Source organism: Kitasatospora sp. NBC_00458 (assembly GCF_036013975.1).
Classification (GTDB): domain Bacteria; phylum Actinomycetota; class Actinomycetes; order Streptomycetales; family Streptomycetaceae; genus Kitasatospora.
Genome location: NZ_CP107904.1, coordinates 3,054,086 through 3,080,659, shown reverse-complemented (window position 1 = coordinate 3,080,659; position 26,574 = coordinate 3,054,086). Strand labels below are relative to the sequence as shown.

Annotated in this window: 20 protein-coding genes and 3 tRNA genes; 16 read left to right on the top strand and 7 right to left on the bottom strand. The window is 74.3% G+C overall.

What is annotated here, in order from left to right:
• Nucleotides 1-5: 5 nt before the first annotated feature.
• From OG550_RS12195 to OG550_RS12175, 5 genes are all read left to right on the top strand, one after another.
• A complete protein-coding gene (locus OG550_RS12195) occupies nt 6-1,940 on the top strand; it encodes an LCP family protein (RefSeq protein WP_327676837.1) in 1,935 nt (644 codons plus the stop codon).
• Nucleotides 1,941-2,069: 129 nt separating this feature from the next.
• Nucleotides 2,070-2,540 carry a ribosome silencing factor gene (rsfS, locus tag OG550_RS12190; RefSeq protein ID WP_327676835.1) on the top strand — a complete coding sequence of 157 codons (471 nt, stop codon included), beginning with the start codon at nt 2,070-2,072 and terminating at the stop codon, nt 2,538-2,540.
• Nucleotides 2,537-3,184: a histidine phosphatase family protein gene (locus OG550_RS12185; protein ID WP_327683827.1), complete on the top strand. Its 648-nt coding sequence runs from the start codon at nt 2,537-2,539 to the stop codon at nt 3,182-3,184. Before rsfS ends, OG550_RS12185 begins: the two co-directional genes overlap by 4 nt.
• Before the next feature lie 133 nt (nt 3,185-3,317).
• Nucleotides 3,318-3,390: transfer RNA gene (locus OG550_RS12180), tRNA-Ala, on the top strand.
• A gap of 37 nt (nt 3,391-3,427) precedes the next feature.
• Nucleotides 3,428-3,500, top strand: a tRNA-Ala gene (locus tag OG550_RS12175).
• 107 nt (nt 3,501-3,607) lie between these two features.
• Here the strand turns inward: OG550_RS12175 and OG550_RS12170 are convergent.
• Complete coding sequence (locus OG550_RS12170) at nt 3,608-4,657, bottom strand: helix-turn-helix transcriptional regulator (protein ID WP_327676834.1); 1,050 nt, start codon at nt 4,655-4,657, stop codon at nt 3,608-3,610.
• A gap of 101 nt (nt 4,658-4,758) precedes the next feature.
• Here OG550_RS12170 and OG550_RS12165 point away from each other — a divergent pair, with 101 nt between their 5' ends.
• From OG550_RS12165 to OG550_RS12130, 8 genes are all read left to right on the top strand, one after another.
• On the top strand, nt 4,759-6,243 hold the full coding sequence (locus tag OG550_RS12165) for an MFS transporter (protein WP_327676832.1): 1,485 nt from the start codon (nt 4,759-4,761) through the stop codon (nt 6,241-6,243).
• 320 nt (nt 6,244-6,563) lie between these two features.
• Nucleotides 6,564-6,636 (top strand) — tRNA-Ala (locus OG550_RS12160).
• A gap of 127 nt (nt 6,637-6,763) precedes the next feature.
• Nucleotides 6,764-8,290 (top strand): hypothetical protein, encoded by a 1,527-nt coding sequence (locus tag OG550_RS12155; RefSeq protein ID WP_327676831.1) that lies wholly within the window; start codon nt 6,764-6,766, stop codon nt 8,288-8,290.
• Nucleotides 8,291-8,630: 340 nt separating this feature from the next.
• A complete protein-coding gene (gene leuS / locus OG550_RS12150) occupies nt 8,631-11,540 on the top strand; it encodes a leucine--tRNA ligase (protein WP_327676829.1) in 2,910 nt (969 codons plus the stop codon).
• 360 nt (nt 11,541-11,900) lie between these two features.
• Nucleotides 11,901-12,698 (top strand): hypothetical protein, encoded by a 798-nt coding sequence (locus tag OG550_RS12145; protein ID WP_327676828.1) that lies wholly within the window; start codon nt 11,901-11,903, stop codon nt 12,696-12,698.
• 51 nt (nt 12,699-12,749) lie between these two features.
• Entirely contained in the window at nt 12,750-13,595 is an 846-nt protein-coding gene (locus tag OG550_RS12140; RefSeq protein WP_327676826.1) for a DegV family protein, read from the top strand.
• A 244-nt stretch (nt 13,596-13,839) separates the two neighbouring features.
• Nucleotides 13,840-15,006: a helix-hairpin-helix domain-containing protein gene (locus OG550_RS12135; protein ID WP_327676824.1), complete on the top strand. Its 1,167-nt coding sequence runs from the start codon at nt 13,840-13,842 to the stop codon at nt 15,004-15,006.
• A 61-nt stretch (nt 15,007-15,067) separates the two neighbouring features.
• Nucleotides 15,068-17,752 carry a ComEC/Rec2 family competence protein gene (locus tag OG550_RS12130; RefSeq protein ID WP_442905986.1) on the top strand — a complete coding sequence of 895 codons (2,685 nt, stop codon included), beginning with the start codon at nt 15,068-15,070 and terminating at the stop codon, nt 17,750-17,752.
• Nucleotides 17,753-18,058: 306 nt separating this feature from the next.
• Here OG550_RS12130 and OG550_RS12125 read toward each other — a convergent pair whose 3' ends face one another.
• The gene (locus OG550_RS12125) at nt 18,059-18,352 is read right to left on the bottom strand and encodes a hypothetical protein (protein ID WP_327676820.1); all 294 of its coding nucleotides are present in this window, start codon (nt 18,350-18,352) and stop codon (nt 18,059-18,061) included.
• 72 nt (nt 18,353-18,424) lie between these two features.
• Here OG550_RS12125 and holA point away from each other — a divergent pair, with 72 nt between their 5' ends.
• Nucleotides 18,425-19,423, top strand: coding sequence for a DNA polymerase III subunit delta (holA, locus tag OG550_RS12120; protein ID WP_327676818.1), 999 nt, complete (start codon nt 18,425-18,427; stop codon nt 19,421-19,423).
• 188 nt (nt 19,424-19,611) lie between these two features.
• Here the strand turns inward: holA and OG550_RS12115 are convergent, their stop codons facing one another.
• On the bottom strand, nt 19,612-20,466 hold the full coding sequence (locus tag OG550_RS12115; protein ID WP_327676816.1) for a hypothetical protein: 855 nt from the start codon (nt 20,464-20,466) through the stop codon (nt 19,612-19,614).
• Between the two features lie 142 nt (nt 20,467-20,608).
• Here OG550_RS12115 and OG550_RS12110 point away from each other — a divergent pair, with 142 nt between their 5' ends.
• Nucleotides 20,609-21,151: a hypothetical protein gene (locus OG550_RS12110; RefSeq protein WP_327676814.1), complete on the top strand. Its 543-nt coding sequence runs from the start codon at nt 20,609-20,611 to the stop codon at nt 21,149-21,151.
• Between the two features lie 213 nt (nt 21,152-21,364).
• Here OG550_RS12110 and rpsT read toward each other — a convergent pair whose 3' ends face one another.
• Nucleotides 21,365-21,634, bottom strand: a complete 270-nt coding sequence (gene rpsT / locus OG550_RS12105) for a 30S ribosomal protein S20 (protein ID WP_045938443.1) — start codon at nt 21,632-21,634, stop codon at nt 21,365-21,367.
• A gap of 194 nt (nt 21,635-21,828) precedes the next feature.
• A complete protein-coding gene (locus OG550_RS12100; RefSeq protein WP_327676813.1) occupies nt 21,829-22,134 on the bottom strand; it encodes an antibiotic biosynthesis monooxygenase family protein in 306 nt (101 codons plus the stop codon).
• A 237-nt stretch (nt 22,135-22,371) separates the two neighbouring features.
• Between OG550_RS12100 and lepA the strand changes: the two genes are divergently transcribed.
• A complete protein-coding gene (gene lepA, locus OG550_RS12095) occupies nt 22,372-24,240 on the top strand; it encodes a translation elongation factor 4 (protein WP_327676811.1) in 1,869 nt (622 codons plus the stop codon).
• Between the two features lie 83 nt (nt 24,241-24,323).
• On the opposite strand, the gene OG550_RS12090 is transcribed toward lepA, so the two are convergent.
• Together OG550_RS12090 and sigJ are read right to left on the bottom strand one after the other, a co-directional pair.
• Nucleotides 24,324-25,391: an NAD(P)/FAD-dependent oxidoreductase gene (locus OG550_RS12090; protein ID WP_327676810.1), complete on the bottom strand. Its 1,068-nt coding sequence runs from the start codon at nt 25,389-25,391 to the stop codon at nt 24,324-24,326.
• 140 nt (nt 25,392-25,531) lie between these two features.
• The gene (gene sigJ / locus OG550_RS12085) at nt 25,532-26,533 is read right to left on the bottom strand and encodes an RNA polymerase sigma factor SigJ (protein ID WP_327676809.1); all 1,002 of its coding nucleotides are present in this window, start codon (nt 26,531-26,533) and stop codon (nt 25,532-25,534) included.
• Nucleotides 26,534-26,574: the final 41 nt, after the last annotated feature.

Below are 26,574 nucleotides of genomic sequence, written 5' to 3'. Positions count from 1 at the left end.
GACGGATGAGCGATCGCAGGGGACCGCAGGGACCACAGGGGCAGCAGGACGACTGGCCCGCCGGGCAGTACCAGCAGCAGTACCAGCAGGGCTACCCGCAGCAGGAACCGCCGTACGAGCAGTTCGAGCAGCAGGGGCAGCAGGGGCAGCGGTACGAGCAGCAGCCCGCGCAGCAGTACGACCAGTACGACCAGTACGGGCAGCCGGTGCAGCAGGGCTACCGGCAGCAGGACGACTGGTCCACCGGGCAGTACCAGCAGCAGTACCAGCAGGGCTACCCGCAGCAGGGCGGCTACGGCGGCGGGCAGTTCGAGCAGCAGGGGCAGCAGGGGCAGCGGTACGAGCAGCAGCCCGCGCAGCAGTACGACCAGTACGGGCAGCCGGTGCAGCAGGGGTACCAGCAGCAGGACGGCTACGGCTACCAGGACCAGTACCAGCAGGTCTACGACCCCTACCAGCAGCAGGCCCAGCAGGCCTACACGACCGCGCAGATGCCGGTGGTGACCGAGCCGGAGCCCGCCGCCCCCGCACCGGGGGCGCCTGCAGCCGCCCCTGCGCCCGCCCCCGTGCCGCCGCGCCCCCGGACGCCCCGGCCCCCTGCCGAACCGGCCCCGGCCAAGCCCGAGCCGCCGTCCGAGCAGGTCGGCGGAGGCCGCGCCGCCAGGGGCAGGACGCCCAAGGGGGACAAGGACGACTACCCGACGGGCGAGTTCACCTTCGTCGACGAGGAGGCGGAGGAGTCCGAGGACGTCATCGACTGGCTGAAGTTCGCCGAGTCCCGCAGCGAGGTGCGCGCCGAGCGCCGCCGCAAGCTGCGCACCCGGCTGCTCGGCGCCGGCGTGGCGCTGGCGCTCGTCGGCGCCGGCGTCGGCGGCTACCTGTGGTTCACCCGCGGCGACAGCCGGACCGCGGCCGTCGCCGCCGGACCGCGCCAGGTCAACGTCGTCCACCTGCGCGACCTCCAGGGCAAGGTGTCCAGCGCGCTGCTCGTCAACGACGCCTCGGGGAAGAAGGGCACCGTCCTGCTGCTCCCGGACACCCTGCGGCTGCCCGGTCCCGGCGACCCGCCGGTCACCACCGTCGGCCAGGCGATGGACAGCGTCGGCGCCTCCGCCACCCGCGACGGCCTGGCCACCGTGCTCGGCGCCCCCGTCGCCGGCACCTGGCGGCTGGACACCCCGTACCTGGAACTGCTCGTCGCCCAGCTCGGCGGCGTCCGGGTGGACACCAACGCGGAGACCCACGAGGGCGGCAAGCCGGACGGCAAGGTGCTCTCCGCCGCCGGGAAGAACACCCTGCTGAACGGGAAGGCGGCCGTCGCCTACGCCACCCTGCAGAACCAGGGCGAGGGCCGGGACGCCCAGCTGGCCCGGTTCGGCCAGGTGATGGACGCGGTGGTGCGCACCATGCCGGTCGAGTTCAAGGACGCCAAGGACGACGTCCACCGGATGAACGCGGTGCTCGACCCCTCGCTGCCCGAGGACGCGCTGGCCGGAGTGCTCCTCCAGCTCGCCCAGCTGGCCAGGAACGGGCAGTTCGGCACCACCGCGCTGACCGTGAACCCCGACGGCACGCTGGACGAGGCCACCGCCGGCAAGCAGGTCAAGGAGGTGCTGGGCGGCACTCTCAAGGCCGCGGCCTCCGCCGACGCGCCCGTCCGGGTCTCCGTCCAGGACGCCAGCGGCAACGACCAGGCGGCCGCCGCCGCGCAGGTCCAGGTGATCAACGCGGGCCTCACCTTCGTCCCGGGCGGAGCGAAGACCGCGCCGCAGCCGGCCAGTGAGATCCGCTACACCGACGACGCCCGGCAGGCCGCCGCGAAGTCGCTGGCGACCAGCCTCAACCTGCCCGAAACGGCGGTGAAGAAGGTCACCGACGCGCAGAACGCCGACCTGGTGGTCGTGCTCGGCAAGGACTACGCGCCGCCGAAGGCGCCGTAGCGACGGGCTCAGGGCGGGCGGCCCCGGAAAACGGTTCCGGGGCCGCCGGAGCGACGTGAGATCCTGGAAGGCGATCCCGGCGCCCAGCGCTCCGGGGCGCCCCCCAAGCCGCCGAGCCGGAAGTACACCGTGACCGCCACTGACCACAGCCAGGAACTCATCAACGTCGCCGCCCAGGCGGCGGCCGACAAGCTGGCCCACAACATCGTCGCGTTCGACGTCAGCGAGGTGCTGTCGATCACCGACGCCTTCCTGATCGCCTCCGCGAGCAACGACCGCCAGGTCCGTTCGATCGCCGAGGAGATCGAGGACCAGCTGCGCGAGAAGCTGGACATCAAGCCGGTCCGCCGCGAGGGCGAGCGCGACGGCCGCTGGATCCTGCTCGACTACCTGGACATCGTGGTGCACGTCCAGCACTCCGAGGAGCGCTCCTTCTACTCGCTCGACCGGCTCTGGAAGGACTGCCCCGAGCTGCCGCTGCCGGAGGACGCCCTGGCCTCCCGCAACCGTCCCGAGGCCCACACCGACGCGGCCGGCAACGCCGTCGCCCCGGCCGAGCAGGCCCCCGCGGACGACTTCGGCGCCGAGGACTACAGCTGAGCCGGGACGCGCGGGGCCCGCGCATCGTCTTCTGGCGGCACGGCCAGACGTCCTGGAACCTTGAGTCGCGGTTCCAGGGCACCACGGACATCGAGCTGACCGGGCAGGGCGTGCTGCAGGCGCAGCGTGCCGCCCGGCTGCTCGCCGGCCTCCAGCCCGACTTGCTGATCTCCTCCGACCTCCAGCGGGCCCGGCGCACCGCCGAGGAGCTGGCCCGGGTCACCGGCCTGGACGTGCAGCACCACGAGGGGCTGCGGGAGACCTACGCGGGCTCCTGGCAGGGGCTCACCAACGCCGAGATCCGGGCCCGGTACCCGGAGGAGTACGAGGCCTGGGCGCAGGGCGAGCCGGTCCGGCGCGGCGGCGGTGAACTCTCCACGGAGGTCGCCGACCGCTCGGTGCCGGTGGTGCTCGAAGCGGCGGACAAGCTGCCCGAGAACGGCACGCTGGTCGTCGTCAGCCACGGGGGCACCATCCGGACCATGCTCGGGCGGCTGCTCGGCCTGGAGCCGGAGCTCTGGGAGTGCTTCGGCGGGCTGTCCAACTGCTGCTGGTCCGTGCTGGGCCGGGGCGCGCTCGGGTGGCGACTGCTGGAGCACAACGCCGGCACGCTGCCGGAGCCGGTGATCGGCGACGACACCTGAGCGGTGCGCGGAGGGGGCGTGGAGTGGTCTACGGGGAGCGGATTTCGCAGTTCCGGGCCTGACCGGTTAGAGTCTTCCTCGTTCGCACGGAGGAAACGCAGCCCGGAAGGGAAGCGGGAAATCCGGTGAGTGCGGGGCTGTAGCTCAGTTGGTAGAGCGCTTGCATGGCATGCAAGAGGTCCGGGGTTCAATTCCCCGTAGCTCCACTCCGCACCTGCGGTCCGCGAGGGCCGTGCGTGTCGCGGGGCTGTAGCTCAGTTGGTAGAGCGCTTGCATGGCATGCAAGAGGTCCGGGGTTCAATTCCCCGTAGCTCCACAGACGACGAGAAGGCCGCCACCCATCGGGTGGCGGCCTTCTTGCCGTCCGTCGTCCGTTCGGTCCGCTCGGTGGTCGGGGTGGTGCACCGGGTGGCCGGAACGCGCCTACGGGGAGTCCGGCCGTACGGCGGCGCCGTCGCCGGGGCGCTCGGGGCAGGTCTCGGAGTGGTCGCAGGGGTTGGCCCAGCCGCCGGGCGGCAGGGCGGCCAGCCGCTCGACCCGCTCGCGGTCCGCGGGCCCGTCCGGGGTGTAGACGACCACGAAGGTCTCGGGCATCCCGGGGATCGTCAGGTACGTGGCGTTCAGCCGCAGCACCCCCACGTCCGGGTGCCGGAAGACCTTCAGCGACGTCCGCTGCGGCGCCACCTCCTGCCGGGCCCACAGCTCCCGGAACTCCCCGCTCACCGCGGTCAGCGCCCGGACGTGGTTCTCCCAGGCCGGCTCGCCGAGGTGCTTGCCGTAGGCGTTGCGCAGCACCCCGACCATCTGCGGCAGCGCCTCCTCCCGGTTCAGGAACGGGTTGCAGCAGGTCGGGCTGGTGACCGTGCACCAGAGGCTGTTGAACCAGCCGTCGTCCGTCCGTGCCCGGCTCGCCGCGAACAGGGCCTCGTACGGGCCGTTCCACGCCAGCACGTCGAACCGGGTGTTGGAGACGGCGGCGGGCAGGGGCACCAGGGCGTCCAGGATCACCTGGGTCGCCGGGTCCAGGACCGGTGGCTCCGGCTGCACCGGCGGCCGCACGGCGACCTCGGCCAGCCGGAACAGGTGCTCGCGCTCGGTCGGGTCCAGCCGCAGTGCCCGGGCCACCGCGGTCACCACCTGCTCGCTGGCGTTGATGGGACGGCCCTGTTCCAGCCACGTGTACCAGGTCACCCCGACCCCGGCGAGCTGCGCGACCTCCTCGCGGCGCAGTCCCGGGGTGCGGCGGCGCAGACCGGGCGGGAGGCCGACCTCCTCGGGGGCGACCCGGGCCCGGCAGGCGCGGAGGTACCGGGCCAGCTCGCTGCGGCGACGGTCCCGGCGGCCGGTTGCGGCGGAGGCGGGGCCGCTTGTGGCGGCGGCCGTGGTGGCGGGGGTGCGGAGGACGGCAGGGAGCCGGGCGGGGGCGCGTGCGGTCGCGGGCTCGGCGGCGCCGCGGTCGTCCAGGACGGTCATACCGTCATCGTGCCGCAGCCCGGCCGGGCCGGACAGGTGCTGTCGGTACCAGGATCGGCAGGCTCTAACCACCGGTACCGGCGGTCGGTGACGCTCGGTCCATGACGGATCTCCAGACCCGGCGCGGCCCGACCGGCGCCGTCCCGACCGCCGCCCCGGCCGGCGCCCCCGCCGCCGCCCCGACCGGCGCGGTGCCGGTCGCCAGGCCCCGGCTGCTCCTCGCGCTCGTGCTCTGCGGCCAGTTCATGGCCGTTCTCGACACCGCCATCGTCAACGTCGCCGTGCCGACCATCCGCACCGACCTGGGGGCCTCCGGCGCCGCCCTCCAGTTCGTCGTGGCCGGCTACACCGTCGCCTACGCGGTGCTGCTCATCACCGGCGCAAGGCTCGGCGCCCGGTACGGCTACAGCAGGCTCTTCCAGACGGGCCTGGCCTCCTTCACCGCCGCCTCCCTCGCCTGCGGACTCGCCCCCGCCACCGGCTGGCTGATCGCCTTCCGGCTCCTCCAGGGCGCCGGCGCGGCCCTGATGGTGCCCCAGGTGATGAGCCTGGTGCAGCGGACCTTCACCGGCCCGGCCCGGACCAGGGCGCTCGGGCTCTACTCGGCGGTGCTGGCCGGGGGGCTGGCCGCCGGACAGGTGCTCGGCGGGGTCCTCGTCAGCGCCGACCTGTTCGGCTCGGGCTGGCGCCCGGTGTTCCTGGTCAACGTGCCGATCGGGCTCCTGCTGCTCGCGGCCGGTGCCCGGCTGCTGCCCGACCTGCCCGGCGACCGCGAACGCGGCTTCGACGTCCCCGGCCTGGTGGTGCTGGCCGCCGCCATCGGAATGCTGGTGGTGCCGCTCGTCCTCGGCCACGAACTCGGCTGGCCGGCCTGGGGCTGGATGCTGCTCTGCGCCAGCGCGCTGCTGTTCGCCCTGTTCGCGGTGGTCGAGCGGCGGATCGCGCGGCGCGGCGGGCAGCCGCTGATCTCCGGCCGGGTGCTGGGCGCGGTCGGACTGCTCCCCGCGCTCGGCGGACTGTTCATGATCATGCTGGCCTACGCGGGCTTCATGCTCGCCTTCGCCCTGCACCAGCAGTCCGGGCTGAGCTACAGCGCCCTGCACGCCGGGCTCTGCTCGGCCCCGATCGCGGTCGGCTTCGGGCTCGCCAGCCTGAACTGGCAGCGGCTGCCCCGGAGGCTGCACGGCGTCCTCCCGATCCTCGGCACCGGACTGCTCGCCCCCGGCTACGCGCTGCTCGGCCTGCTCCTGCGCGACGGCACGGACGTCGGTGCGGCGCCCCTGCTGCTGACCGTCGCCCTCGGCCTGGTCGCGGGCTGCGCCTACGCGCCGCTGTTCGCCCGTGCACTCGGCCGGGTCGCCCCGGCGGACGCGGCGGACGCCAGCGGGGTGATGGTCACCGCCATCCAGCTCGGACAGGTCGCCGGGGTGGCGCTGCTCGGCACGGTCTTCCTCGGTTCGGTCGACCTGCCGGCACCCGCCCGCGACTCCGGGCACGCGCTGCTGGTCACCACGGTCGTCGCCGGGACGGGGATGGTGATCGGGGCCGTCTTCGCCGCGCGGGTCCGGCGGGCGGTGGCCGGATAGCGGGGTAGCCGGGCCGTGCCGCGGCGGGGCCGCGCCTGAGCACCGGGGCCCGGGCCCGGCCGTCCCGGGGGAGCGGCCGGGCCCGGGCAGGGCGGGAGAGGGGGACGGAGGGAGGGGGACGGGGACGGGGGCGTCCGGGCCGCCGCGGGGGAGCGGCCCGGACGGAGCGGGTGACCGCCCGCCCCCGCTGCGCGGCAGCGGCCCGGACGGGCGGGAGACGGGCCCGGAGAACGGATTCGTGGAGCACCCCTCGGACCGTGTAAAGTAGTCGATGTCGCCGAGGGAAACGGAACGAAACCCCCGGTGACACTGCAAGTCAAGGGGCTGTAGCTCAGTTGGTAGAGCGCTTGCATGGCATGCAAGAGGTCCGGGGTTCAATTCCCCGTAGCTCCACAGAAGTCGAAGGCCGCCTCCCGAACCGGGAGGCGGCCTTCGGCGTTCCCGGAGGCGGGTCCCGCGGGGCGCGGCTTTTTCACGGGCCCGGGGCGGCGCGGCCCGGCGGACCGCTACCGTCGGAGCCATGGCGGACCTGGAGCGCAGACGCAACGAGGAACTCGCCCGGATACTGCACCAGCTCGGCTGGAACCCGGAGCGACTGGCCCGCGAGGTCAACCTCACCCTCCCGTCGCGGCTGGCGATCAGCTCCACCGCCCCCTACAAGTGGCGCGACCGCGGCATGGTCCCGCGCAGCCCGCACGACCAGGCCGTCTGCGAGGTGCTCAGCCGCACCCTGGGCATCGCCGTCACCTACGAACAGCTGTGGGGCCGGATGGGCGGCCACCGGGGCGCCAAGATCCTCTCCCCGCGGCTGCTCACCGACCCGTGGACGGCCGACACCGCACAGACCGCGCTGCGCGAGGCGGCCGCCGACGCCGGACCGGTCCGCCTCACCGACCTCTTCCGCGACACCGACCTCGCCGGGGCCGCCCGGCGGCTGGCCACCCCGCCGCCCCCCGTCGCGGGCGGCGACGGCGCGCTGCGCGTCGACCCCGGGCTGGTCCGCGAACTCGGCCTCGGCTACCGGAGCAAGCGGCGGCTGGAACGCGCCTGCGGTGGCGGCCTCGTCCTCGGTCCGGCCCGCGCCGAACTGGCCATGGTCGCCAAGCTGCTGGAACTCGGCGCGTACGACGAACCGCTCGGTCGCGCGCTGTACGGCGCGGCGAGCCGGCTGGCCGGGCTGGCGGGCTGGGCCGCGTACGACCTCGGTCACGACGCCGCCGCCCAGCGCGCGTTCGCGGCGGCGCTTCGCGCCGCGCACGTGAGCGGCGAGCGCCGGCAGGGGGTGGCCGTGGTCGGCGGCCTGGTGGTGCTCGCCACCCAGGGCGCGGGCGGGCGGGGGCTGGACGTGGCCACCGTGCTGGCGGAGGCGGTGGAGGCGGCCGGTGACGCGCTGGGCCCGGCCGACCGGGCGCTGCAGCTCGGGCGGATCGCACGCGCGTACGGGCGGCGGGGCGAGGGGGCGGCGTTGGCGGAGGCGGCGGAACGGGCCTTCGCGGAGCTGGGGGCGGGGCACGTGGAGGAGGACGGCGAGGCCGGTGAGGTGCGCGCCGACCTCGCGGGCATGGTGGGGGAGGGGCACCTTCTCCTGGGTGACGACCGGCGTGCCCAGGAGCTGCTGGCCGAGGCGGTGGCCGGGCTCGGCCCCGGACGGGCCCGGACCCGGGCGCTGCTGATGGTCCGGCTGGCCGACTCCCAGCGACGGACCGGCGACACGGCCGTGGCGGTCGCCACCGCGGACCGGGCCCGCGCGCTGGCGGCCGGCATGCAGTCGGAGCGGGTCGCGCGGGCGCTGCGCGACATCGACGCGGCGTTCCGGGCGGTGTCGGCGGTGTCGGCGGTGGCTGTGGGGCCTGAGGTGGCGGCGGTGGCGGAGGCCGACGTCGCGGTGGAGTCCGGTGCTGCGGTGGAGTCCGGTGCCGCGGGGGTGGGGGAGGCGGCGGGGCCGGGGTCGACACGGCCGTCACCGCCGTCGGGGCTGCTGCCGGGGTCGGTGCCGGCGGCGCGGTCCCGTTCGTCCGTCGGACCCGCCGCCGGTGAGCCGTCCTGAACGCCGGTCCCGAACGCCCGTCCTCGACGCCGTCCGAACCGGCGCCCCCGACGCCGCGGACCGGACGGCGGATATGGCCGGGAGGGGCCCTACCCCCTTGCGGTACCCTGAGCCCATGCGAACCGTGCGCCTGCTCCTTAGCCGGCCGCGCTGACCAGGACCGGCCGCGCCCTCGGGCGGAGCCGGAGTCGGCGTGGCGTCCCCTCCTGCGAGGGGCTTTTTTGTTTTCCGCCCGGGTTCCCGCCCGGCACCCGCCCGGGTTCCCCGGCCCGGGCCCAGTCCGCCGAGGCCGGCCCGGCGCGCCGGTTCGCCAACTGACATCGATGGAGCTTGAAGGACCATGAGCGAGACGACCCCTGCGTCCGGCGCGGCCGAGACCGCGACCGAGCCGTTCCGGTACAGCGCCGCCCTGGCGGCGGAGATCGAGTCCCGCTGGCAGGACATCTGGGAGAAGGAGGGGACGTTCCACGCCCCCAACCCGGCCGGTGACCTGGCCGACCCGGCCGCCGGTGACGTCGCCGCGAAGCCGCACAGCTTCATCATGGACATGTTCCCGTACCCCTCGGGCGCGGGCCTGCACGTCGGCCACCCGCTGGGCTACATCGCGACCGACGTCTTCGCCCGCTACCAGCGGATGACCGGCCACAACGTGCTGCACACCCTGGGCTACGACGCGTTCGGCCTGCCCGCCGAGCAGCACGCGGTCGCCACCGGCCAGCACCCCCGGATCACCACCGAGGCGGCCATCGCCAACATGCGCCGCCAGCTGCGCCGGCTGGGCCTGGGCCACGATCCGCGCCGCTCGATCTCCACGATCGACCCGGAGTACTACCGCTGGACCCAGTGGATCTTCCTGCAGATCTTCAACTCCTGGTACGACGAGGAGGCCGGCCGGGCCCGCCCGATCGCCGAGCTGGTCGCCGGCTTCGAGGACGGCACCCGCGAGGTGCCGGGCGGCCGTGCCTGGGCCTCGCTGAGCGCCGCCGAGCGCGACGAGGTGCTGGGCGAGTACCGGCTGGCCTACTCCAAGGAGGTGCCGGTCAACTGGTGCCCCGGTCTGGGCACCGTGCTGGCCAACGAGGAGGTCACCGCGGACGGCCGCTCCGAGCGCGGCAACTTCCCGGTGTTCAAGTCCAACCTGCGCCAGTGGATGATGCGGATCACCGCCTACTCGGACCGGCTGATCTCCGACCTGGACCTGCTGGACTGGCCCGAGGCCATCAAGCTGCAGCAGCGCAACTGGATCGGCCGGTCCGAGGGCGCCCGCGTCGACTTCGCCGTCGACACGGCGGCCGGCGACGCCGAGAAGATCACCGTCTTCACCACCCGCCCCGACACTCTGTTCGGCGCCACCTACATGGTGCTGGCGCCCGAGCACGGCCTGGTCGACTCGATCGTGCCGGCCGCCTGGCCCGAGGGCACCCGTGAGGAGTGGACCGGCGCCGCCGCCACCCCCGCCGAGGCCGTCGCCGCCTACCGCGCCGCCGCTGCCTCCAAGTCCGACGTCGAGCGCCAGGTCGAGGCCAAGGTCAAGACCGGCGTCTTCACCGGCACCTACGCGGTCAACCCGGTCAGCGGCGAGCCCGTACCGGTGTTCATCGCCGACTACGTGCTGATGGGCTACGGCACCGGCGCCATCATGGCCGTCCCCGCCCACGACCACCGCGACTTCGCCTTCGCGCGCGCCTTCGAGCTGCCGATGCGCTGCGTCGTCGCGCCGACCGACGGGCGCGGCGAGGACCCGCACGCCTGGGACGACGCGTTCGACACCTACGACTCCGTCATCGTCAACTCGGCCCACACGGAGGGCACCGAGGACGGCATCTCGCTGGACGGCCTGAGTGTGGTCGACGCCAAGGCCGCCGTCACCACCTGGCTGACCGGGCGCGGCATCGGCGAGGGCACCGTCAACTACCGCCTGCGCGACTGGCTGTTCAGCCGCCAGCGGTACTGGGGCGAGCCCTTCCCGATCGTCTACGACGAGGACGGCGTCATGCACGCGCTGCCCGAGTCGATGCTGCCCGTCGAGGTCCCCGAGGTCGACGACTACTCGCCGCACACCTACGACCCGTTCGACTCCACCTCCTCGCCGAAGACCCCGCTGTCCCGCAACGAGGACTGGGTCAACGTCGAGCTGGACCTGGGCGACGGCGTCCGGAAGTACCGCCGCGAGACCAACACCATGCCCAACTGGGCCGGGTCCTGCTGGTACGAGCTGCGCTACGTCGACCCGACGAACCGCGCGGACGTCGTCGACCCGGCCAACGAGCAGTACTGGCTGGGCGCGACCGAGCAGAAGCCGGGCGGCGGCGCCGACCTGTACGTCGGCGGTGCCGAGCACGCCGTGCTGCACCTGCTGTACGCCCGCTTCTGGCACAAGGTGCTGCACGACCTGGGCCACGTCTCGTCCGTCGAGCCGTTCCACAAGCTGTTCAACCAGGGCATGATCACCGCCGACGTCTACCGCGACGAGCGCGGCTTCCCGGTGCCCGCCGCCGAGGTCGAGGAGCGCGACGGCGCGTACTTCTGGCAGGGCGAGCCGGTCAAGCGCGAGGCCGGCAAGATGGGCAAGTCCCTGAAGAACGCCGTCGCCCCGGACGAGATCGCCGACGAGTACGGCGCCGACACGCTGCGCCTGTACGAGATGTCGATGGGCCCGCTGGACGTCTCCCGCCCGTGGGACACCCGCGCGGTCGTCGGCTCGTACCGCTTCCTGCAGCGGCTGTGGCGCAATGTCGTCTCCGAGACGACCGGCGAACTGGTCGTCGTGGACGAGCCGGCCGACGAGCCGACCCTGCGCGCGCTGCACAAGGCCATCGACGGCATCCGCGGCGACATGGCCGGGCTGCGCTTCAACACGGCCGTCGCCAAGGCGATCGAGCTGAACAACTACCTGGTGAAGCGGGGTTCGACGCCGCGCGAGGTGGCCGATCAGCTGGTGCTGATGGTCGCGCCGCTGGCCCCGCACATCGCCGAGGAGCTGTGGCGCCGACTGGGCCACGTCGAGTCGCTGGCCCACACCGACTACCCGGTCGCCGACCCGGCGTACGTGGTCGACGAGTCGGTGACCTGCGTCGTGCAGATCAAGGGCAAGGTCAAGGCCCGGCTGGAGGTCGCGCCGTCGATCTCGGACGCCGAGCTGGAGGCGCTGGCACTGGCGGACCCGGCGGTCGTCGCGGCGATCGGCGGGGCCGAGGTGCGCAAGGTGATCGCGCGGGCGCCGAAGCTGGTCAACATCGTCACCGGGTGACACTGGTCCGGGTGGCGTCCGGGTGACGTGCGCCTGAGGCGTACTGCGGGGCGGGTGTTCCTACGGGGGCGCCCGCCCCGCGGCGTTCACGGGCGCGCCGGGCGGTGGGTGGCCCGGCGGGGCGCGTGGAGGCCGGACGGGGCGCGTGGAGGCCGGGTGGGGCGTGCGCGGCCCGCGGGCAGAATGCGGGGGGAGCGGCGCGGCGCTCTCGGGGTGATCCCCGATCTGTCCCTGATCTCGGGGCCGGAGGGACCCATCGATCCCCATCCCGGCGGGTACGGGGGCTACGGTGGAACCCATGGCGGTCCGGCCCGCGTTGGACCGGTGGGGACCGGTTCGGCTGGCGGAAGGTGGCTCGTGATGGACGTGCTCGGCGTGATGGTCGGACTGGCCCTGCTCCTCGGGCTCGTGGTGGCGGTGCTGCTCGTGGTCGGGGTGGTGAAGGCGGCCCGCGTGGTCGGCGAGAAGGTGGAGCGCCAGGAGGCCAAGGCCCGGCGCGCGGTGGAGAACGTCACCCTCAGGGCCAAGACGTACGCCCAGACCGGCCCGCAGGGCCAGATCTCCGCCGTCCGGCTGGGGCTGCGGACCTCCCTGACCGGCACCCGGCAGGTCCTGGAGGGCGGCCTCACCCAGGACGGCCAGCTCACCGAGTCGCTCGCGCTGCTGGCCAGGCTGGACACCCACGCGGCCGAGCTGGACGGCGAGTTGCGGATGCTGGAGCGCGAGCCCGACGTCGGCCGCATCGCGGCGAAGCTGCCCGATCTGCGTGAGCGGGCCGAGCGGATCACCCACTCCGCGGAGACCATGCGCTGGGCGGCGCAGGACCGGATGCACCGGTTCGCGGACGACGAGCTGGGCCGGCTGAGCCAGGAGTGCGAGAACGAGGCCGGGGCGCTGCGCCACTGGGACGCCTCGGCGGGTGGCGCGGGTGGCGCGGGTGGCGCGGGTGGCGCGGGTTCGCGTCCGGGTGCGGAGGGTGGCAGCGCGGCCGGTGCGGGCGCCCCGCGCGAGGCCTCGCGCGAGCGGGCGGCCCGGAACGCGCTGCCGGACGGAACGGGCGGCCGGCCGAGCGCGGAGGAGCTCCTGGGCCTCGCCGACCCGCTGGCCAAGCTGGCGAACCGGCTGCGGAAGCCGACGGCCGGGCCCACGGCCGGCTGACCGGCCGCCGGGCGCTGTCGCCCCGTCCACGTGGGGAGTAACCTCCGCCTCATGCCCGCCGACCTCGCACTTGTCACCGACTCCACGGCCTACCTGCCCCAGGAGGCCGTCGACCGGCACGGGATCACGGTGGTCCCGCTGAGCGTCGCGGTCGGTGACGAGGTGCTCGCGGAGGGGGTCGAGATCTCCCCCAAGGACGTCGCCGAGGCGCTCCGGGGCAAGCACCGGGTCACCACCTCGCGCCCCAGCCCCGAGTCGTTCGCCGCCGCCTACCGGGCGGCGGCCGAGGCGGGCGCGCGGGGGATCGTCTCGGTCCACATCTCCGGTGAGCTCTCCGGGACGGCGGAGGCGGCCAGGCTGGCGGCCGCCGAGTCGCCCGTCCCGGTCAGGGTGGTGGACAGCAGGCTGGTGGGCATGGCGCTCGGGTACGGGGTCCTGGCGGCCGCCGAGGCGATCGAGGCCGGGCAGGCACTGGACGAGGCCGCCGGGGCCGCCACCCGGCGGACGGCGGTGAGCAGCGGCTTCTTCTACGTCGACACCCTGGAGTACCTCCGCCGGGGCGGCCGGATCGGCGCCGCGCGGGCCCTGCTCGGTTCGGCGCTGGCGGTCAAGCCGCTGCTGCACCTGGACGGCGGGCGGATCGAACCGCTGGAGAAGGTCCGGACGGCGTCCCGGGCGATCGCCCGGCTGGAGGAGATCGCGGTCGAGCGGGCGGGGGAGCGGGAGGTCGACATCGCCGTCCACCACCTCGCGGCGGAGGACCGGGCCGAGCCGCTCGCGGAGCGGCTGCGGGCACGGGTGCCGGGGCTGCGCGACCTGTACGTCGGCGAGGTCGGCGCGGTGATCGGCGCGCACGTCGGGCCGGGGCTGCTGGCGGTGGTGGTGTCGCCGCGCTGAGCTGCGGCGAGGGGGCGGCGGGGCCGGGGTGAGGATCGGGGCGGGGTCGGACCGGCACGGTGGCCGGGAGGTGTCCCGAGGGCGGTGGAATCCGCGGCGCCGGGGCGTGCCGCGTCGGCTTTCGTCAACGCCATGGTGGTGAACTCCCTCATTCGGGTGTGGCTTTTTTTCCACAGCCCCCGGGTTGTCCACAGGCTCCCGGCATTTTCCGCGCGTTTCCGCAGCGGCTCCTACCGTCCTCCCCATGACGAGCATGCGCATCGGCGCGGCGAGGCGCCGCCGGATCCAGCACATCACCGAGACCGCGGGCCTGCGGATGGCGGCCCTGCTGCCGCACACCGAGGGACCGCACACCGAGGGCCCGCCCGACGAGCCGTCGGTGTACGAGGGGTCGGCGGACCGGCCGACGGTGGCGGGGCGGTCGGCGAACGGCCGACCCCCGGCCGGTGGCGCCGGGGTGGGGGCCGGTCCGCCTCGCGGACGGCCCGACCCGCCGCCTGACCGGCTGTCCGAGCCGCCGCCTGACTCCCTGTCCGCGGAGCTGCCCGGTGCGGTGCCCGGCCTCCCGTTCGCCGGCCCGCCTGACCTCCCGTCCGGCCTCTCAACCGACCTCCCGCTCGGCCTGCCGCCCGACGTCCCGTCCGGTGGTCCGGCGGTGGGCCCGCCGGACGGTCGGGCTGGTGCGGAACCCGTGGCCGGGCCGGGGCGGGCGTTCCCGTGGGCGGGCGCGCTGGCCGCCCTCGACCGGCGGGCGGTGGTGGGACTGCTGGTCCTGCTGCTGCTCGCCGTGGGCTACGGAGTCCAGCACTTCTGGCTGGACCGACCGCAGTCCGTCGAGGTCCCGGCGGTCGCGGTCGCGTCGGCGGAACCGGCCGCCTCGGTGCCGGGCCTGCCCGGTTCCGGGGGCCTCTCCGAGGTCGGCGACGCACCCGGAGCGGGTGCTCCGGGCGGCGGAGCCACCGGTGCGGAGCCGTCCGCCTTCGTGGTGGTCGACATCGGGGGGCGCGTCCACTCGCCGGGCGTGCACACCCTGCCCGGCGGCTCCCGGGTCGCGGACGCCCTGCGGGTCGCCGGCGGCCCACTGCCGGACACGGACACCAGGAACCTCAACCTGGCCCGCGTACTGACGGACGGTGAACAGATCCTCGTCGGCGAGCCCGGACTCCAACCGGCCGCCGGGTCGGGAGCCGGAGCGCCGCCGGCCGGAACGGCGAAGCAGCCCGTCAGCCTGAACCGCGCCACCCTCGAACAGCTCGACACCCTCCCGGGCGTCGGCCCGACCCTGGCCCAGCGCATCATCGCCTTCCGCACCTCGCACGGCGGCATGTTCCGCTCGGTCGACCAGCTCCGGCAGGTGAGCGGGATCGGGGAGCGGACCTATTCGGAGATCAGGCCACTGCTCATCCTCTGACGGCGGACCGAGCTGCGCCGCCGCACGCCTCCCCTGTGCCGCCTCCCCAGTGCCGGTGCCGGTGTCGGTGCCACTGCGCCACTGCCCCGCCCCCTGCGCCGACTCCTGTACCCGCCCGCGTCCGAAAGGAGGTGCCGTCATCACCACTGCCGTCCTCGACTCCGCTGCGAGGAAGAACCCGCCGACCACTCAGGCACAGCCGGAGGACCTCCGACTGCTCCTCCCGGCCGTCTCCGCGTGGGCGGTCACGGCCGCGGTCCTCGGACTGGGCCCGGGGCACGGCGCCGCCCTCACCTCGGCCGCAGCGGTGGCGGCGCTCCTCGGCTTCGCCCTGCTGCTCCGCCGCCCGGGCACCTGCCGCCGCCGCGCCGCCGCCCTGACATCCGCCGCCGTGCTGCTCACCGGGGCGGCCGCCACGGCCGCCGCCCTCCTGCACACCGCCGACCTGCACCGCGGACCGCTGCCCGAGCTGGCCCGAGCCGCCCTCCCCGCCCCGGAGATCGGCGTCGAACTGACCGTCACCGGCGACCCCCGCCCGCACACCTCCCGGGCCGGTGGGTCCGGCGCCGGGCAACGGCTGCTCACGCTGGACGCCGTGGTGGACCGGGTCGTCGTGCCGGACGGGTTCCCCGCCGGACCGGGCTCGCACACGGTCCGCAGCCGGACCCCGGTCACGGTGATGGTCAGGGAGGGCGAGACGGATGCCTGGGAACGGGTGCTGCCCTCGACCAGGCTGGCGGTCGGAGCGACGGTCCGCCCGGCGGGGGAGCACGACGCCGACTCGGCGGCGCTGCTGATCGCGCACGGCGAGCCGAGACAGCTCGCACCGCCGAGCCTGCCGCAACGCGTCGCCGGCCGCCTGCGGGCAGGGCTGCGCGCGGCGACCGACCATCTTCCGCCGGACCCGCGCGGGCTGCTGCCCGGCTTGGTCGTCGGCGACACGTCGCGCCTGCCGGAGGAGCTCCGGGAGGCCTTCCGGGCCACCGACCTGTCCCACCTGGTCGCCGTCAGCGGGGCCAACCTCGCGATCGTGCTGGGCGTGCTGCTGGGCGCCCCGGGGCGGGCCGGAACCGCCGAACGCCGGGGCCTGGCAGCCCTGTTCGGGATTCCGCTGCGCACCACTGCGCTGCTCGGGGCCGCCGTCACGCTGGCCTTCGTCACGGTCTGCAGGCCCGAGCCCAGCGTGCTCAGGGCGGCTGGCACGGGCCTGATCGGGCTCCTGGCGCTGGCGACCGGCCGTCCCCGCCAAGCGGTGCCGGCCCTCGCGGGCACCGCCCTGCTCCTGGTCCTCCTCGATCCCCACCTGGCCCGGTCCTACGGCTTCCTGCTGTCGGTGCTCGCCACCGGCGGCCTGGTGGTCCTCGGCCCGTACTGGGCGGCAGCCCTGAGGGCACGAGGCTGGCCGCACCACCTCGCGGGCGCCGTCGGGGCGACGGCCGCCGCCCAGGCGCTCTGCGCACCGGTGACGGTGCTGCTCTCCGGGCACGTCAGCCTGGTCGGCATCCCGTGCAACCTGGTGGCCGAGCTGGCGGTCGCCCCGGCGACCCTGCTCGGTTTCACGGTGCTCGCGGTCGATCCGCTCTCCCCGGCCCTCGCCAGGCTGTTGGCGGAGCCGGCCGCCGTCCCGGCGGGCTGGCTGGCGGCGGTGGCCAGGTACGGCGCCGAGCTGCCGGGCGCCCGGCTGTCCTGGCCGGGAGGTCTGTTCGGCACGGTGACCCTCGCGGTGGGGACGGCCGCGCTCTGCCTGGCGGTGCCGTTGCTGCTGCCCCGGCGTGCCGGTCCGGCCGGCCGGCGGGCGCCGCGCGGCTGGGCCCGGCCGCTGGTGGCGGGCGTGCTTCTGCTGGTCCTGCTCACCGTGCTGCTCCGGCCGCCGCTGCTCGCGAGGGTCGCGACCGGCTGGCCGCCCCCGGACTGGCGGCTGGTCATGTGTGACGTGGGGCAGGGGGACATGCTGGTGCTGCCCGTCGCCGGGGACGGCGGCGGCCCGCCGGACAGCGCCGTGGTGGTGGACGCCGGGCCGGATCCCCAGGCAGCCGACCGGTGTCTGCGCGACCTCGGCATCACCCGGGTTCCGCTGTTCCTGGCGACCCACTTCCACGCCGATCACGTGGAGGGTCTGCCGGGCGTGCTGCGGGGTCGGAGGGTCGGAGCCGTCGAGGGGACGGTGCTGGACGATCCGCCGGGGGAGGCCGCCCGGGTGGCGGCGTGGGCTTCGGCCGCCGGGGTGCCGCTGCTGCGGGCCGGGCTCGGCGAGCGCCGGTCCGCGGGACCGGGGGTGTTGTGGGAGGTGCTGTGGCCGGACGGAAGGGAACGGGCGGTGGCCTCGGACGCGAACAACGCGAGCGTCGCGGTGCTGGTGACCCTGGCGGGCGGCGTGCGGATGGCCCTGCTGGGCGATCTGGAGCCCCCGGCCCAGGAGGCACTGCTGGGCCGGATGAGTACGGCCGGGGGTGCGGCGAGGGTGGACGTGCTGAAGGTGGCCCACCACGGCTCCGCCCATCAGGACTGGTCGCTGGCCGCCGCGTTGGGGCCGAGGCTGGCGTTGATCTCCTGCGGTGCCGACAATCCGTACGGCCACCCGTCGCCGCGCACGGTGGACCGGTTGCGGTCCCTGGGCGCCGCGGTGCTGCGGACGGACCGTGCCGGTGACATCGCAGTGACGGGTGACTCCCCGGCCCGCCTCGGAGCGGTCGTCCACCCGCAGGGCCCGCACCCCTCCCACCGTCGGCGCGCCCCGCCCGGCTGACCTCCGGAACCACCTCCTCCCCACCGAAGACTCGGGGCCGGGGGGCAGGGGACGGGGGAGGAGGGGGTGGGGGAGGGGGGAGGGGCGGGGCCCGGGAAAGCGGAGCGCTGTCCGTCCGGGCCGGGTCCGGCCCGGACGGACGGACGGACGCGCAAGCAGGCGGGCCGGCAGGTCGGCAGGGCAGGGGCCGCACGGCGACTGCCGTTGCGCAGGAAGTCGGGTCCGCCGACTTCCTGCGCAACGGCACTGCGCCGGTCCGCACTGCGCTGGTCCGCACTGTGCCGCTCAGGCGAGGCCGGGCGGCGGTCAGCCCTGCTCGCGCCAGCCCTCGTAGCCGGCGGCGAGGGTGTCGAGGGCGTGCAGCCGGTCGGGCGTCCAGCCGGACTCGGGGGGTTCCACGACCACCAGCCACTGGGCGTCCTCGGCGTCGTCCTCGCCGGCGAGTGCGTCGCGGACGATTTCGAGCTCGCCGAGGTCGGGGTGGTCGGCGCCGAGCTCCTCCGCGGCCTCCTCCGCGGCGTCGCGGTCGGGCAGGACGAGCAGTTGCCGGGCGTCGGGGTCGAAGCCGTGCGGCCGGTCGGTGGTGGGATCTTCGGTCACCCGGCCATTGTCCCGTGGGTGCCGGGACGGACGGGCCGGGGGTGTCCGCGCCCCGTGGGATGCTGGTAGGCGATGGCCAGGAAGAGTGCACCCGACGACCTGCTCGCCCCGCTGACCCTCGCGGTCGGCCAGGAGGAGCTGCTGCTGGACCGAGCGGTCGCCCAGGTGGTGGCGGCGGCGAGGGCGGCGGATCCGGACACCGACGTGCGGGACCTCGCACCCGGGAGTCTCCAGCCCGGCAGCCTGGCCGAGCTGACCACCCCCTCGTTGTTCGCCGAGCGCAAGGTGATCGTGGTGAGGGCGGCGCAGGACCTCTCCGCGGACTCCGTCAAGGAGGTCAAGGCGTACATCGAGGCCCCCGCAGACGAAGTGATCATCGTGCTGGTGCACGCGGGCGGCGCCAAGGGCAAGGGCCTGCTGGACGCGGGGCGGAAGGCGGGCGGCCGGGAGGTCGCCTGCGCCAAGCTGGCGAAGGCGAACGAGCGGCTGGCGTTCGTCAAGGGCGAGTTCCGCACCCTCGGGCGCTCGGCGACACCGGAGGCGTGCCAGGCGCTGCTGGACGCGCTCGGAAGCGATCTGCGCGAACTGGCGGCCGCGTGCAGTCAGCTCACCTCGGACGTCGAGGGCACGATCGACGAGACGGTGGTCGCCCGCTACTACAGCGGCCGGGCCGAGGCGACCGGCTTCGAGGTGGCGGACCTGGCGGTCACCGGCCGGACCGCCGAGGCCCTGGAACGACTGCGCTGGGCGCTCGCCGTGGGCCAGCCGCCGACCGGCATCACCTATGCGCTGGCCTCCGGCGTGCGGAGCATCGGGAGGCTGGCGACCGCCGGGCGGAACATGCGCCCGGGCGACCTCGCGCGCGAGCTGGGCATGCCGCCCTGGAAGATCGACCGGGTGCGGCAGCAGATGCGCGGCTGGACCGGCGACGCGGTGGCCGTGGCGCTGACCGCGATCGCGCAGGCGGACGCCGCCGTCAAGGGCGGCTCCGACGACCCGGCCTTCGCCCTCGAACGGGCCGTGGTCGCCGTGTCCCGGGCCGCCCGCGCCGGTTCCCGGCCGTCCTACTGAGCGCACCCGGGCGTACCTGATCACCCGGATGGCCCCGGAGGCACGCCGTGCGGCCCGGCCCGCACCAGTACGACGACGGGTGCGGACCGGGCCGTGTGCGGACGCTGAGCCCCCGGCCTCCGGGCACATCGCCCCGCCCGGGCGCGCTGCCCCGAGGTCCGCGCTGCCCGGACACCGCTCCGCGCCGGCTACCTGCCGCCGATGGCCTTGAGCAGGTCCCGGGTGTCGTCGAGCATCGCGCGGCGGACGGTCTCGCGGTCCAGCGTGTGGTTCTTGCCGGTCTGGTAGTTGTCGGTCCAGTAGAGCGAGTAGGTCAGGCCGCCGTCGCGGACCTGCAGGTAGTAGTTGATGTCGTGGAAGCTCTTGTCCGAGCTGGTCGGCTCGTCCCCGTAGGCGAAGTAGGCCTCCTCGCCGAGGTCCGGCACACCGGTGATCTCGTACTTCTGCTGCTCGAAGTAGTGCCGGGTGGCGGCGAACTCGGGTGAGGAGTCGACGGCCTTGTGCAGTTCGACGCGGATGTCGAGGGTGGCGTAGTCGGGGGTGTCGCTGTCGCTGACCGTCCGCTTCATCAGGGCGTAGCACCGCATGATGTCCATCGACTCGCTGCGCCCGGTGTGCTCCAGCGGGTAGCTGTCCACCATCTTGTACTTCTGCCGGAACGCGGTGAGCTTGCCCGCGTCGCAGATCTTGTCGACGGGGTGGTAGCCGCCGATGCTCCGGGCCGAGGAGCCGCCGTTCACGAGGCCGGGCACGAGGGTGACGGTGCCGGTCCACACGGCCGAGGCGAGGATCGCGCCGACGAAGGCCCAGACCGCGTTCCGGCGCAGGTTCCCGCCGGTGCGGCCGCCCGGGGCGGCGGGGGTGCCGGGGACGGTGGGAGTGCCGGTCGGGGTGGGCGCGCCGGGGGAGCTGGGCAGTCCGGGCGGGGGCCCGAAGCCGGGCGGTCCGCCGGGTGCGGGGACCTGTGGCGGCGGAGTGCTCGCCTGCGGCGGGAAGCCGGCGAAGCCCGGCCCGTTCGGCGGCGGTGGTGGCGGTGTCCCCAATGTGGTGTCCCCTCGGGCCCTCGGCGAAGCTGCCGGGAGCAGACCCTACCGGTCCCGGCTCGGGGTGCGACAGGCAGTTCGGCGGCGCCCGCGGGCCCTCGGTAGGGTCGGGTCCCACCAGTCACGTGTTCCAGGGGGGACCTTGCCCGTTCGAATCACCATGTCCGTCGCGGCCCGGGCCGCAGTGGCGGCAGGCGGCCTGCTGGGCGCGCTCACGGCGTGCTCGGGCGCTGCCCCGGAGGCGGCCGCGCCCGCTCCGCAGCCCACCGTCACCCAGACCGTCACGGCGACGGTCACCGTCCCCGCCGCCCCGGCCCCGGCCGTCACCGTGACGGCGACCGCCACCGTGACGGCGACCGCCACGGTCACAGCGGTCCCGCAGGGTTCGGCCGCCACCGCCGACGGCGCCGACACCACCGGCGACGCCGCCACCGCCGCGCCGGGTGACACGATCGCCGGCAGCGGCACCTACCTGGTCGGTACGGACATCAGGCCCGGCACCTACCGCACCGAGGGCCCGGGCAGTCTCGGCCTCTGCTACTGGGAGCGGAGCCGGAGCAGCGACGGCGAGCTCGGCTCGATCATCGCCAACGAGAACCTGATGGGGCAGGGCGTCGTGACCGTCAAGAAGTCGGACGTCGTGTTCAAGACCCAGGGCTGTCAGCGCTGGACCAGGGTCGGCTGAACCGGTCCGGAACGCGTACTGCCCGACCGGTGGGGACCGGTCGGGCAGTAGGAGAAGGCCGATGATTCGGGGCTTCTGGTCACTCTGTGTGCACCGCACCCGCGTGGCGAACGCAGGCCGCGTGCGGTGCGAGTCGTTCTCTGCGCCTCGGGTGACCGGGTAGAGGGCCGGTCGGCCACGAGGGTAGGGGCCGTCTGTGCGGCCCCGGTGGCGTCAGGCCTGGACGGCGGTGTTGACGCGCTTGGTGATGGCCGACTTCTTGTTGGCGGCCTGGTTGGCGTGGATGACGCCCTTGCTCACGGCCTTGTCCAGCGCCTTGGAGGCGGCGCGGGCCAGCACGGCGGCCTTCTCGGTCTCGCCGGCGGCAGCGGCCTCACGGGCCTTGCGCAGGGCGGTCTTCAGCGAGGACTTGACGGCCTTGTTGCGCAGGCGCGCCTTCTCGTTGGTCTTGTTGCGCTTGATCTGGGACTTGATGTTCGCCACGAAGGAGCCTCAGTCTTGTCTGGATAAACGGTTCTGGGGGTTCCCCCGGCCGGAGCCTGGGGGAGGGTTGCACCGCGCGGCCGCCGGACCTGCTGAGAGGGCATGCCGGGGCCAGGTGCAGCGGCCAACGCTACCAGGGGCGCGCCGTCCGCCCCAAACCGGGCGGGCGCGGCCCCGGCGCCGCGGGCGGGTGCTCAGGCACGCAGGACGGGTTCGCCGTAGTGCTCGACCTCGGGGAACGGCCGGTAGTGGTGGTGCAGCAGTTCGCGCCACCGCGGGTACTCGGCGGAGCGCCGGAACCCCTCGGTGTGCGCCTCCAGTGTCTCCCACTCCACCTGGAGCAGGAACCGTGAGCCCCGCCCCTCGTCCAGGCAGCGGCGCAGTTCCAGCGAGCGGAAGCCGGGCTGGACGGAGATCAGTGGCCTGGCCTCGGTGAAGGCGGCGAGGAAGGCCTCCTCCTGGCCGGGCAGGACGTCGAGCAGTGCGCTTTCGAGGATCATGGGGCGCCATCCTGCCCGGGCCGCCGCGGCCGGGGGAACGGACCCGGCCCGGCGGCCGTGCGGCCGCCGCGGGGCGGGTGGCGGGGCCCGAACCGGACGGCGGCGCGCGTCCCGCTCGCGGGAGGTGGGAAGATGGGAGGAACTATCTCGATCGGACGACCGTCCGGTCGCCCGGGAAGCCGGTCAGCGATGATCCGGACACCCCCGGCCCCCGGACCAACGGAGAATCGGACCAAGGTGCCCGCGACCCCCAGCAATGTGCCAGAGCCCAGCCGTACCGACCCGGCGCTGATCCGCAACTTCTGCATCATCGCCCACATCGACCACGGCAAGTCGACGCTCGCAGACCGGATGCTGCAGATCACCGGCGTGGTCGACCCGCGGCAGATGCGTGCCCAGTACCTCGACCGCATGGACATCGAGCGCGAGCGCGGCATCACCATCAAGTCGCAGGCCGTCCGCCTCCCGTGGGCGCCGAAGACCGGTGTCAACGCCGGTAGCACGCACATCCTCAACATGATCGACACCCCGGGCCACGTGGACTTCACGTACGAGGTGTCCCGTTCCCTGGCGGCCTGCGAGGGCACCGTCCTGGTGGTGGACGCGGCCCAGGGCATCGAGGCGCAGACCCTCGCCAACCTGTACCTGGCGCTGGAGAACGACCTCACGATCATCCCGGTGCTGAACAAGATCGACCTGCCGGCCGCGCAGCCCGAGAAGTACGCGGCGGAGATCGCGCACATCATCGGCTGCGACCCGGCGGACGTGCTCAAGGTCAGCGCCAAGACCGGCCTGGGCGTCGAGGAGCTGCTGGACCACCTCGTCGACAACATCCCGGCCCCGGTCGGCGTCAAGGACGCCCCCGCCCGCGCGATGATCTTCGACTCGGTCTACGACTCCTACCGCGGTGTGGTCACCTACGTCCGTGTCGTCGACGGCCAGCTCACCAAGCGTGAGCGGATCGCGATGATGTCGACCGGCGCGACCCACGAGCTGCTGGAGATCGGCGTCATCTCGCCGGAGCCCAAGGTCGCGGACGGCCTCGGCGTCGGCGAGGTGGGCTACATCATCACCGGTGTGAAGGACGTCCGGCAGTCCAAGGTCGGTGACACCATCACCTCGATGCACAAGGGTGCGACCGAGGCGCTGGGCGGCTACAAGGACCCGCGTCCGATGGTGTTCTCCGGCCTCTACCCGCTGGACGGCTCGGACTACCCGCTGCTCCGCGACGCCCTGGACAAGCTGCGGCTGAACGACGCCGCGCTGGTCTACGAGCCGGAGACCTCGGTCGCCCTCGGCTTCGGCTACCGCTGCGGCTTCCTCGGCCTGCTGCACCTGGAGATCATCCGGGAGCGGCTGGAGCGCGAGTTCAACCTCGACCTGATCTCCACCGCCCCCAACGTGGTCTACCGCGTGGTGATGGAGGACGGCACCGAGCACACCGTCACCAACCCGAGCGAGTTCCCCACCGGCAAGCTCGCCGAGGTGTACGAGCCGATCGTGCGCGGCACCATCCTGGCGCCGAACGAGTTCGTCGGCGCGATCATGGAGCTCTGCCAGGCCCGCCGCGGCAACCTCCAGGGCATGGACTACCTGTCCGAGGACCGCGTCGAGCTGCGCTACACCCTGCCGCTCGCCGAGATCGTCTTCGACTTCTTCGACCAGCTGAAGTCCAAGACCCGCGGCTACGGCTCCTTCGACTACGAGCCGATCGGCGAGCAGAGCGCCCAGCTGGTGAAGGTCGACATCCTGCTGCACGGCGACGCGGTGGACGCGTTCTCCGCGATCGTGCACAAGGACAAGGCCTACAACTACGGTGTGATGATGGCCGGAAAGCTGCAGAAGCTGATCCCGCGCCAGCAGTTCGAGGTGCCGATCCAGGCCGCCATCGGTTCGCGCGTGATCGCCCGTGAGACGGTCCGGGCGATCCGCAAGGACGTCCTCGCCAAGTGCTACGGCGGCGACATCTCGCGCAAGCGCAAGCTGCTGGAGAAGCAGAAGGAAGGCAAGAAGCGGATGAAGATGGTCGGCCGGGTGGAGGTCCCGCAGGAGGCCTTCATCGCCGCACTGTCGACCGACGCGGAGGCGCCGAAGGAGAAGAAGTAACGACGGCGCCCCGAGGGGCCCGGGACACCGCTCACGTCGCGGCGGTGTCCCGGGCCCCTCGGGCGTTCCGGGGCGGGGCGCGTTCAGCGCAGCGACATGACCACGGCGTTGACGATCGCCGCCTTCACCAGCCGTCCGGTCCGGCCGGTGAGGACGGTCGGCCGCATCGAGTCGTCCCCGTGGATCAGCTGGACCATGCCCTCGCGCCGTCCGAGGCTCAGGCACTGCACGGCGTACCGGAAGGCGTAGGGCTTGTCGGTGCGTCCGGCGAGGACCTTGCCGAGGTAGCGGCCCATCGGCTGGGCGGTGGCGCAGCCCATCCGCAGGGTGCCGGTGCCGGGGACGGTGACCTCGGCGGCGTCGCCGATCGCGTACACCTCGGGGTGTGAGACCGACCGCAGGTGGTCGTCGACGACCACCTGGCCGGCCGGGTTGACGGTGAGGCCGGCCTCCGCGGCGAGCGGGTGCGGTTCCATCGCGGCGGCCCAGACGACGAGGTCGGCGGGGATCCGGCCGGCGGTGGTGTCGAGGCCCCCGGCGTCGACGGCGGTGACGGTGTGGTGCTCGTGGATTTCTGCGCCGAGTCCGCGGAGCACGGCGTGGACGTGACCGCGTCCCTTGGCCGAGAACCAGCCGCCGACCTGGCCGGCGGCGAGGACGCGGACCTTCCAGCCGGGGTGGGCCTCGGCGAGTTCGGCGGCGAGTTCGATGCCGGTGGCGCCGCCGCCGACCACGGCGACGGTGCCGGGGCGGTCGGCGGTGCGCAGCCTCCCGGCGATCTCGCCGGCCCGCTCGGCGCCGTAGGCGTGCTTGGCGGCGCCGGGGACGCCGTGCCAGGCGGTGCGGCTGCCGAGGGCGTAGACCAGGGTGTCGTAGGCGACGGCGTCGCCGTTGTCGAGGAAGACCTTGCGGGCGGTGGGGTCGAGCCGGGTGACGCGGGCCTGGACGTGCCGCACGCCCCGGCCGCGCAGGACCTCGGCGACGGCGGGGCGGTGCTCGGGGCGGCCGGCGGCGGTCTCGTGCTGGCGGACGCGGTGCAGGAAGCGGTTCTCGGGGGCGATCAGGGTCACCCGGCCGCCCTTGCCGGCCCGGGTCGCGGCGGTGAGGCCCGCGTAGCCGGCGCCCAGTACGACGATCTGCTTCTCGGTCATGTCGTCCCGCTCCTTCGCGGCGCCTTCGGCGGCGCCCTCTCGCGGCACCCCCGGGGTCGCCGGGGAGCGCTTCTGCGCGTGTTCGGGAAGGGGACGACGCGGCCGGCCGGAGTGTGACAGTGGCCCGCATCACACGTCGGTCAGGGGGTCGTCACGTTCAGGTGGGTGAGCTTCTCCGGGTTGACGACCACGTGGGCCTCGGTGATCCGGCCGTCGGCGACGGTGAAGGCCATCACGCCGGCGACCTGCCCGGGCCGCTCGTACCAGATGAGCCCGGGCGCGTCGTTGACCAGGGCGAAGCCGATGACCGACTCGGGCGTGAGGAACTTGGCGACCAGGCCGGTGACCAGGCGGGAGACCTTGTCGGCGCCGTACACGGGCCGGGCGCCGGCGGTGACGATGCCGCCGCCGTCGGAGTGCCAGACCACCTCGGGGTCGAGGACGGCCAGCAGGCTCTCGATGTCGCCGCGGGCGGTGGCGGCGGCGAACGCCTCGACGGCCTGCCGGTGTTCGGCCGGGTCGGCGGTGGCCCGGCGGCTGCCGGCCTTGACCCGGCGGCGGGCGCGGGAGGCCAGCTGGCGGGCGGCGTCGGGGGTGCGGTCGAGCGAGCCGGCGATCTCCTCGAAGCCGACGGCGAAGACGTCGTGCAGCACGAACGCGGCGCGTTCGGCCGGGGTGAGCTGTTCCAGGACGGCGAGCAGGGCCAGCGAGACGGACTCGCCGAGTTCGGCGATCTCGGCGGGGGAGGCGGGGGCGTCCTGGTAGGAGACGGCGGGCTCGGGCAGCCATTCGCCGAAGTAGGCCTCCCGGCGGGCGCGGGCGGAGCCGAGCTGGTCGTAGCAGAGGCGGGTGACGACGGTGGTGAGGAAGGCGCGCGGGTCGGCGACGGTGGAGGCGTCGACGGAGCGCCAGCGCAGCCAGGCCTCCTGGAGGGCGTCCTCGGCGTCGGTGAAGGAGCCGAGCAGCCGGTAGGCGACCGAGCCGAGGTACCGCCGGTTCGCCTCGAACGCGTCGGTGGCGTCCGTGGCGTCGGTGGCGTCCGTGGCGGGCCCGGTGCCGGTGGCCGGACGGCCGTTCGGGGCGGGCCGGGCGGCTCCGGTGGCCGGGGTGCTCGCGGCCGCGGTCGACAGGTCGTCAGTCACGGGCCCTACGGTAGCGCCGGTCGTCGCGATCATGAAGAGCG

Excerpts from the sequence above, each read along its gene's own strand:
- OG550_RS12135 (WP_327676824.1), top strand. The coding sequence starts at position 13,840 with ATGACGAGCATGCGCATCGGCGCGGCGAGGCGCCGCCGGATCCAGCAC.
- OG550_RS12090 (WP_327676810.1), bottom strand. The coding sequence starts at position 25,391 with ATGACCGAGAAGCAGATCGTCGTACTGGGCGCCGGCTACGCGGGCCTC.
- OG550_RS12170 (WP_327676834.1), bottom strand. The coding sequence starts at position 4,657 with ATGACCGTCCTGGACGACCGCGGCGCCGCCGAGCCCGCGACCGCACGC.
- OG550_RS12100 (WP_327676813.1), bottom strand. The coding sequence starts at position 22,134 with ATGATCCTCGAAAGCGCACTGCTCGACGTCCTGCCCGGCCAGGAGGAG.
- leuS (WP_327676829.1), top strand. The coding sequence starts at position 8,631 with ATGAGCGAGACGACCCCTGCGTCCGGCGCGGCCGAGACCGCGACCGAG.
- OG550_RS12140 (WP_327676826.1), top strand. The coding sequence starts at position 12,750 with ATGCCCGCCGACCTCGCACTTGTCACCGACTCCACGGCCTACCTGCCC.
- OG550_RS12155 (WP_327676831.1), top strand. The coding sequence starts at position 6,764 with ATGGCGGACCTGGAGCGCAGACGCAACGAGGAACTCGCCCGGATACTG.
- holA (WP_327676818.1), top strand. The coding sequence starts at position 18,425 with ATGGCCAGGAAGAGTGCACCCGACGACCTGCTCGCCCCGCTGACCCTC.
- OG550_RS12145 (WP_327676828.1), top strand. The coding sequence starts at position 11,901 with ATGGACGTGCTCGGCGTGATGGTCGGACTGGCCCTGCTCCTCGGGCTC.
- OG550_RS12195 (WP_327676837.1), top strand. The coding sequence starts at position 6 with ATGAGCGATCGCAGGGGACCGCAGGGACCACAGGGGCAGCAGGACGAC.
- OG550_RS12165 (WP_327676832.1), top strand. The coding sequence starts at position 4,759 with ATGACGGATCTCCAGACCCGGCGCGGCCCGACCGGCGCCGTCCCGACC.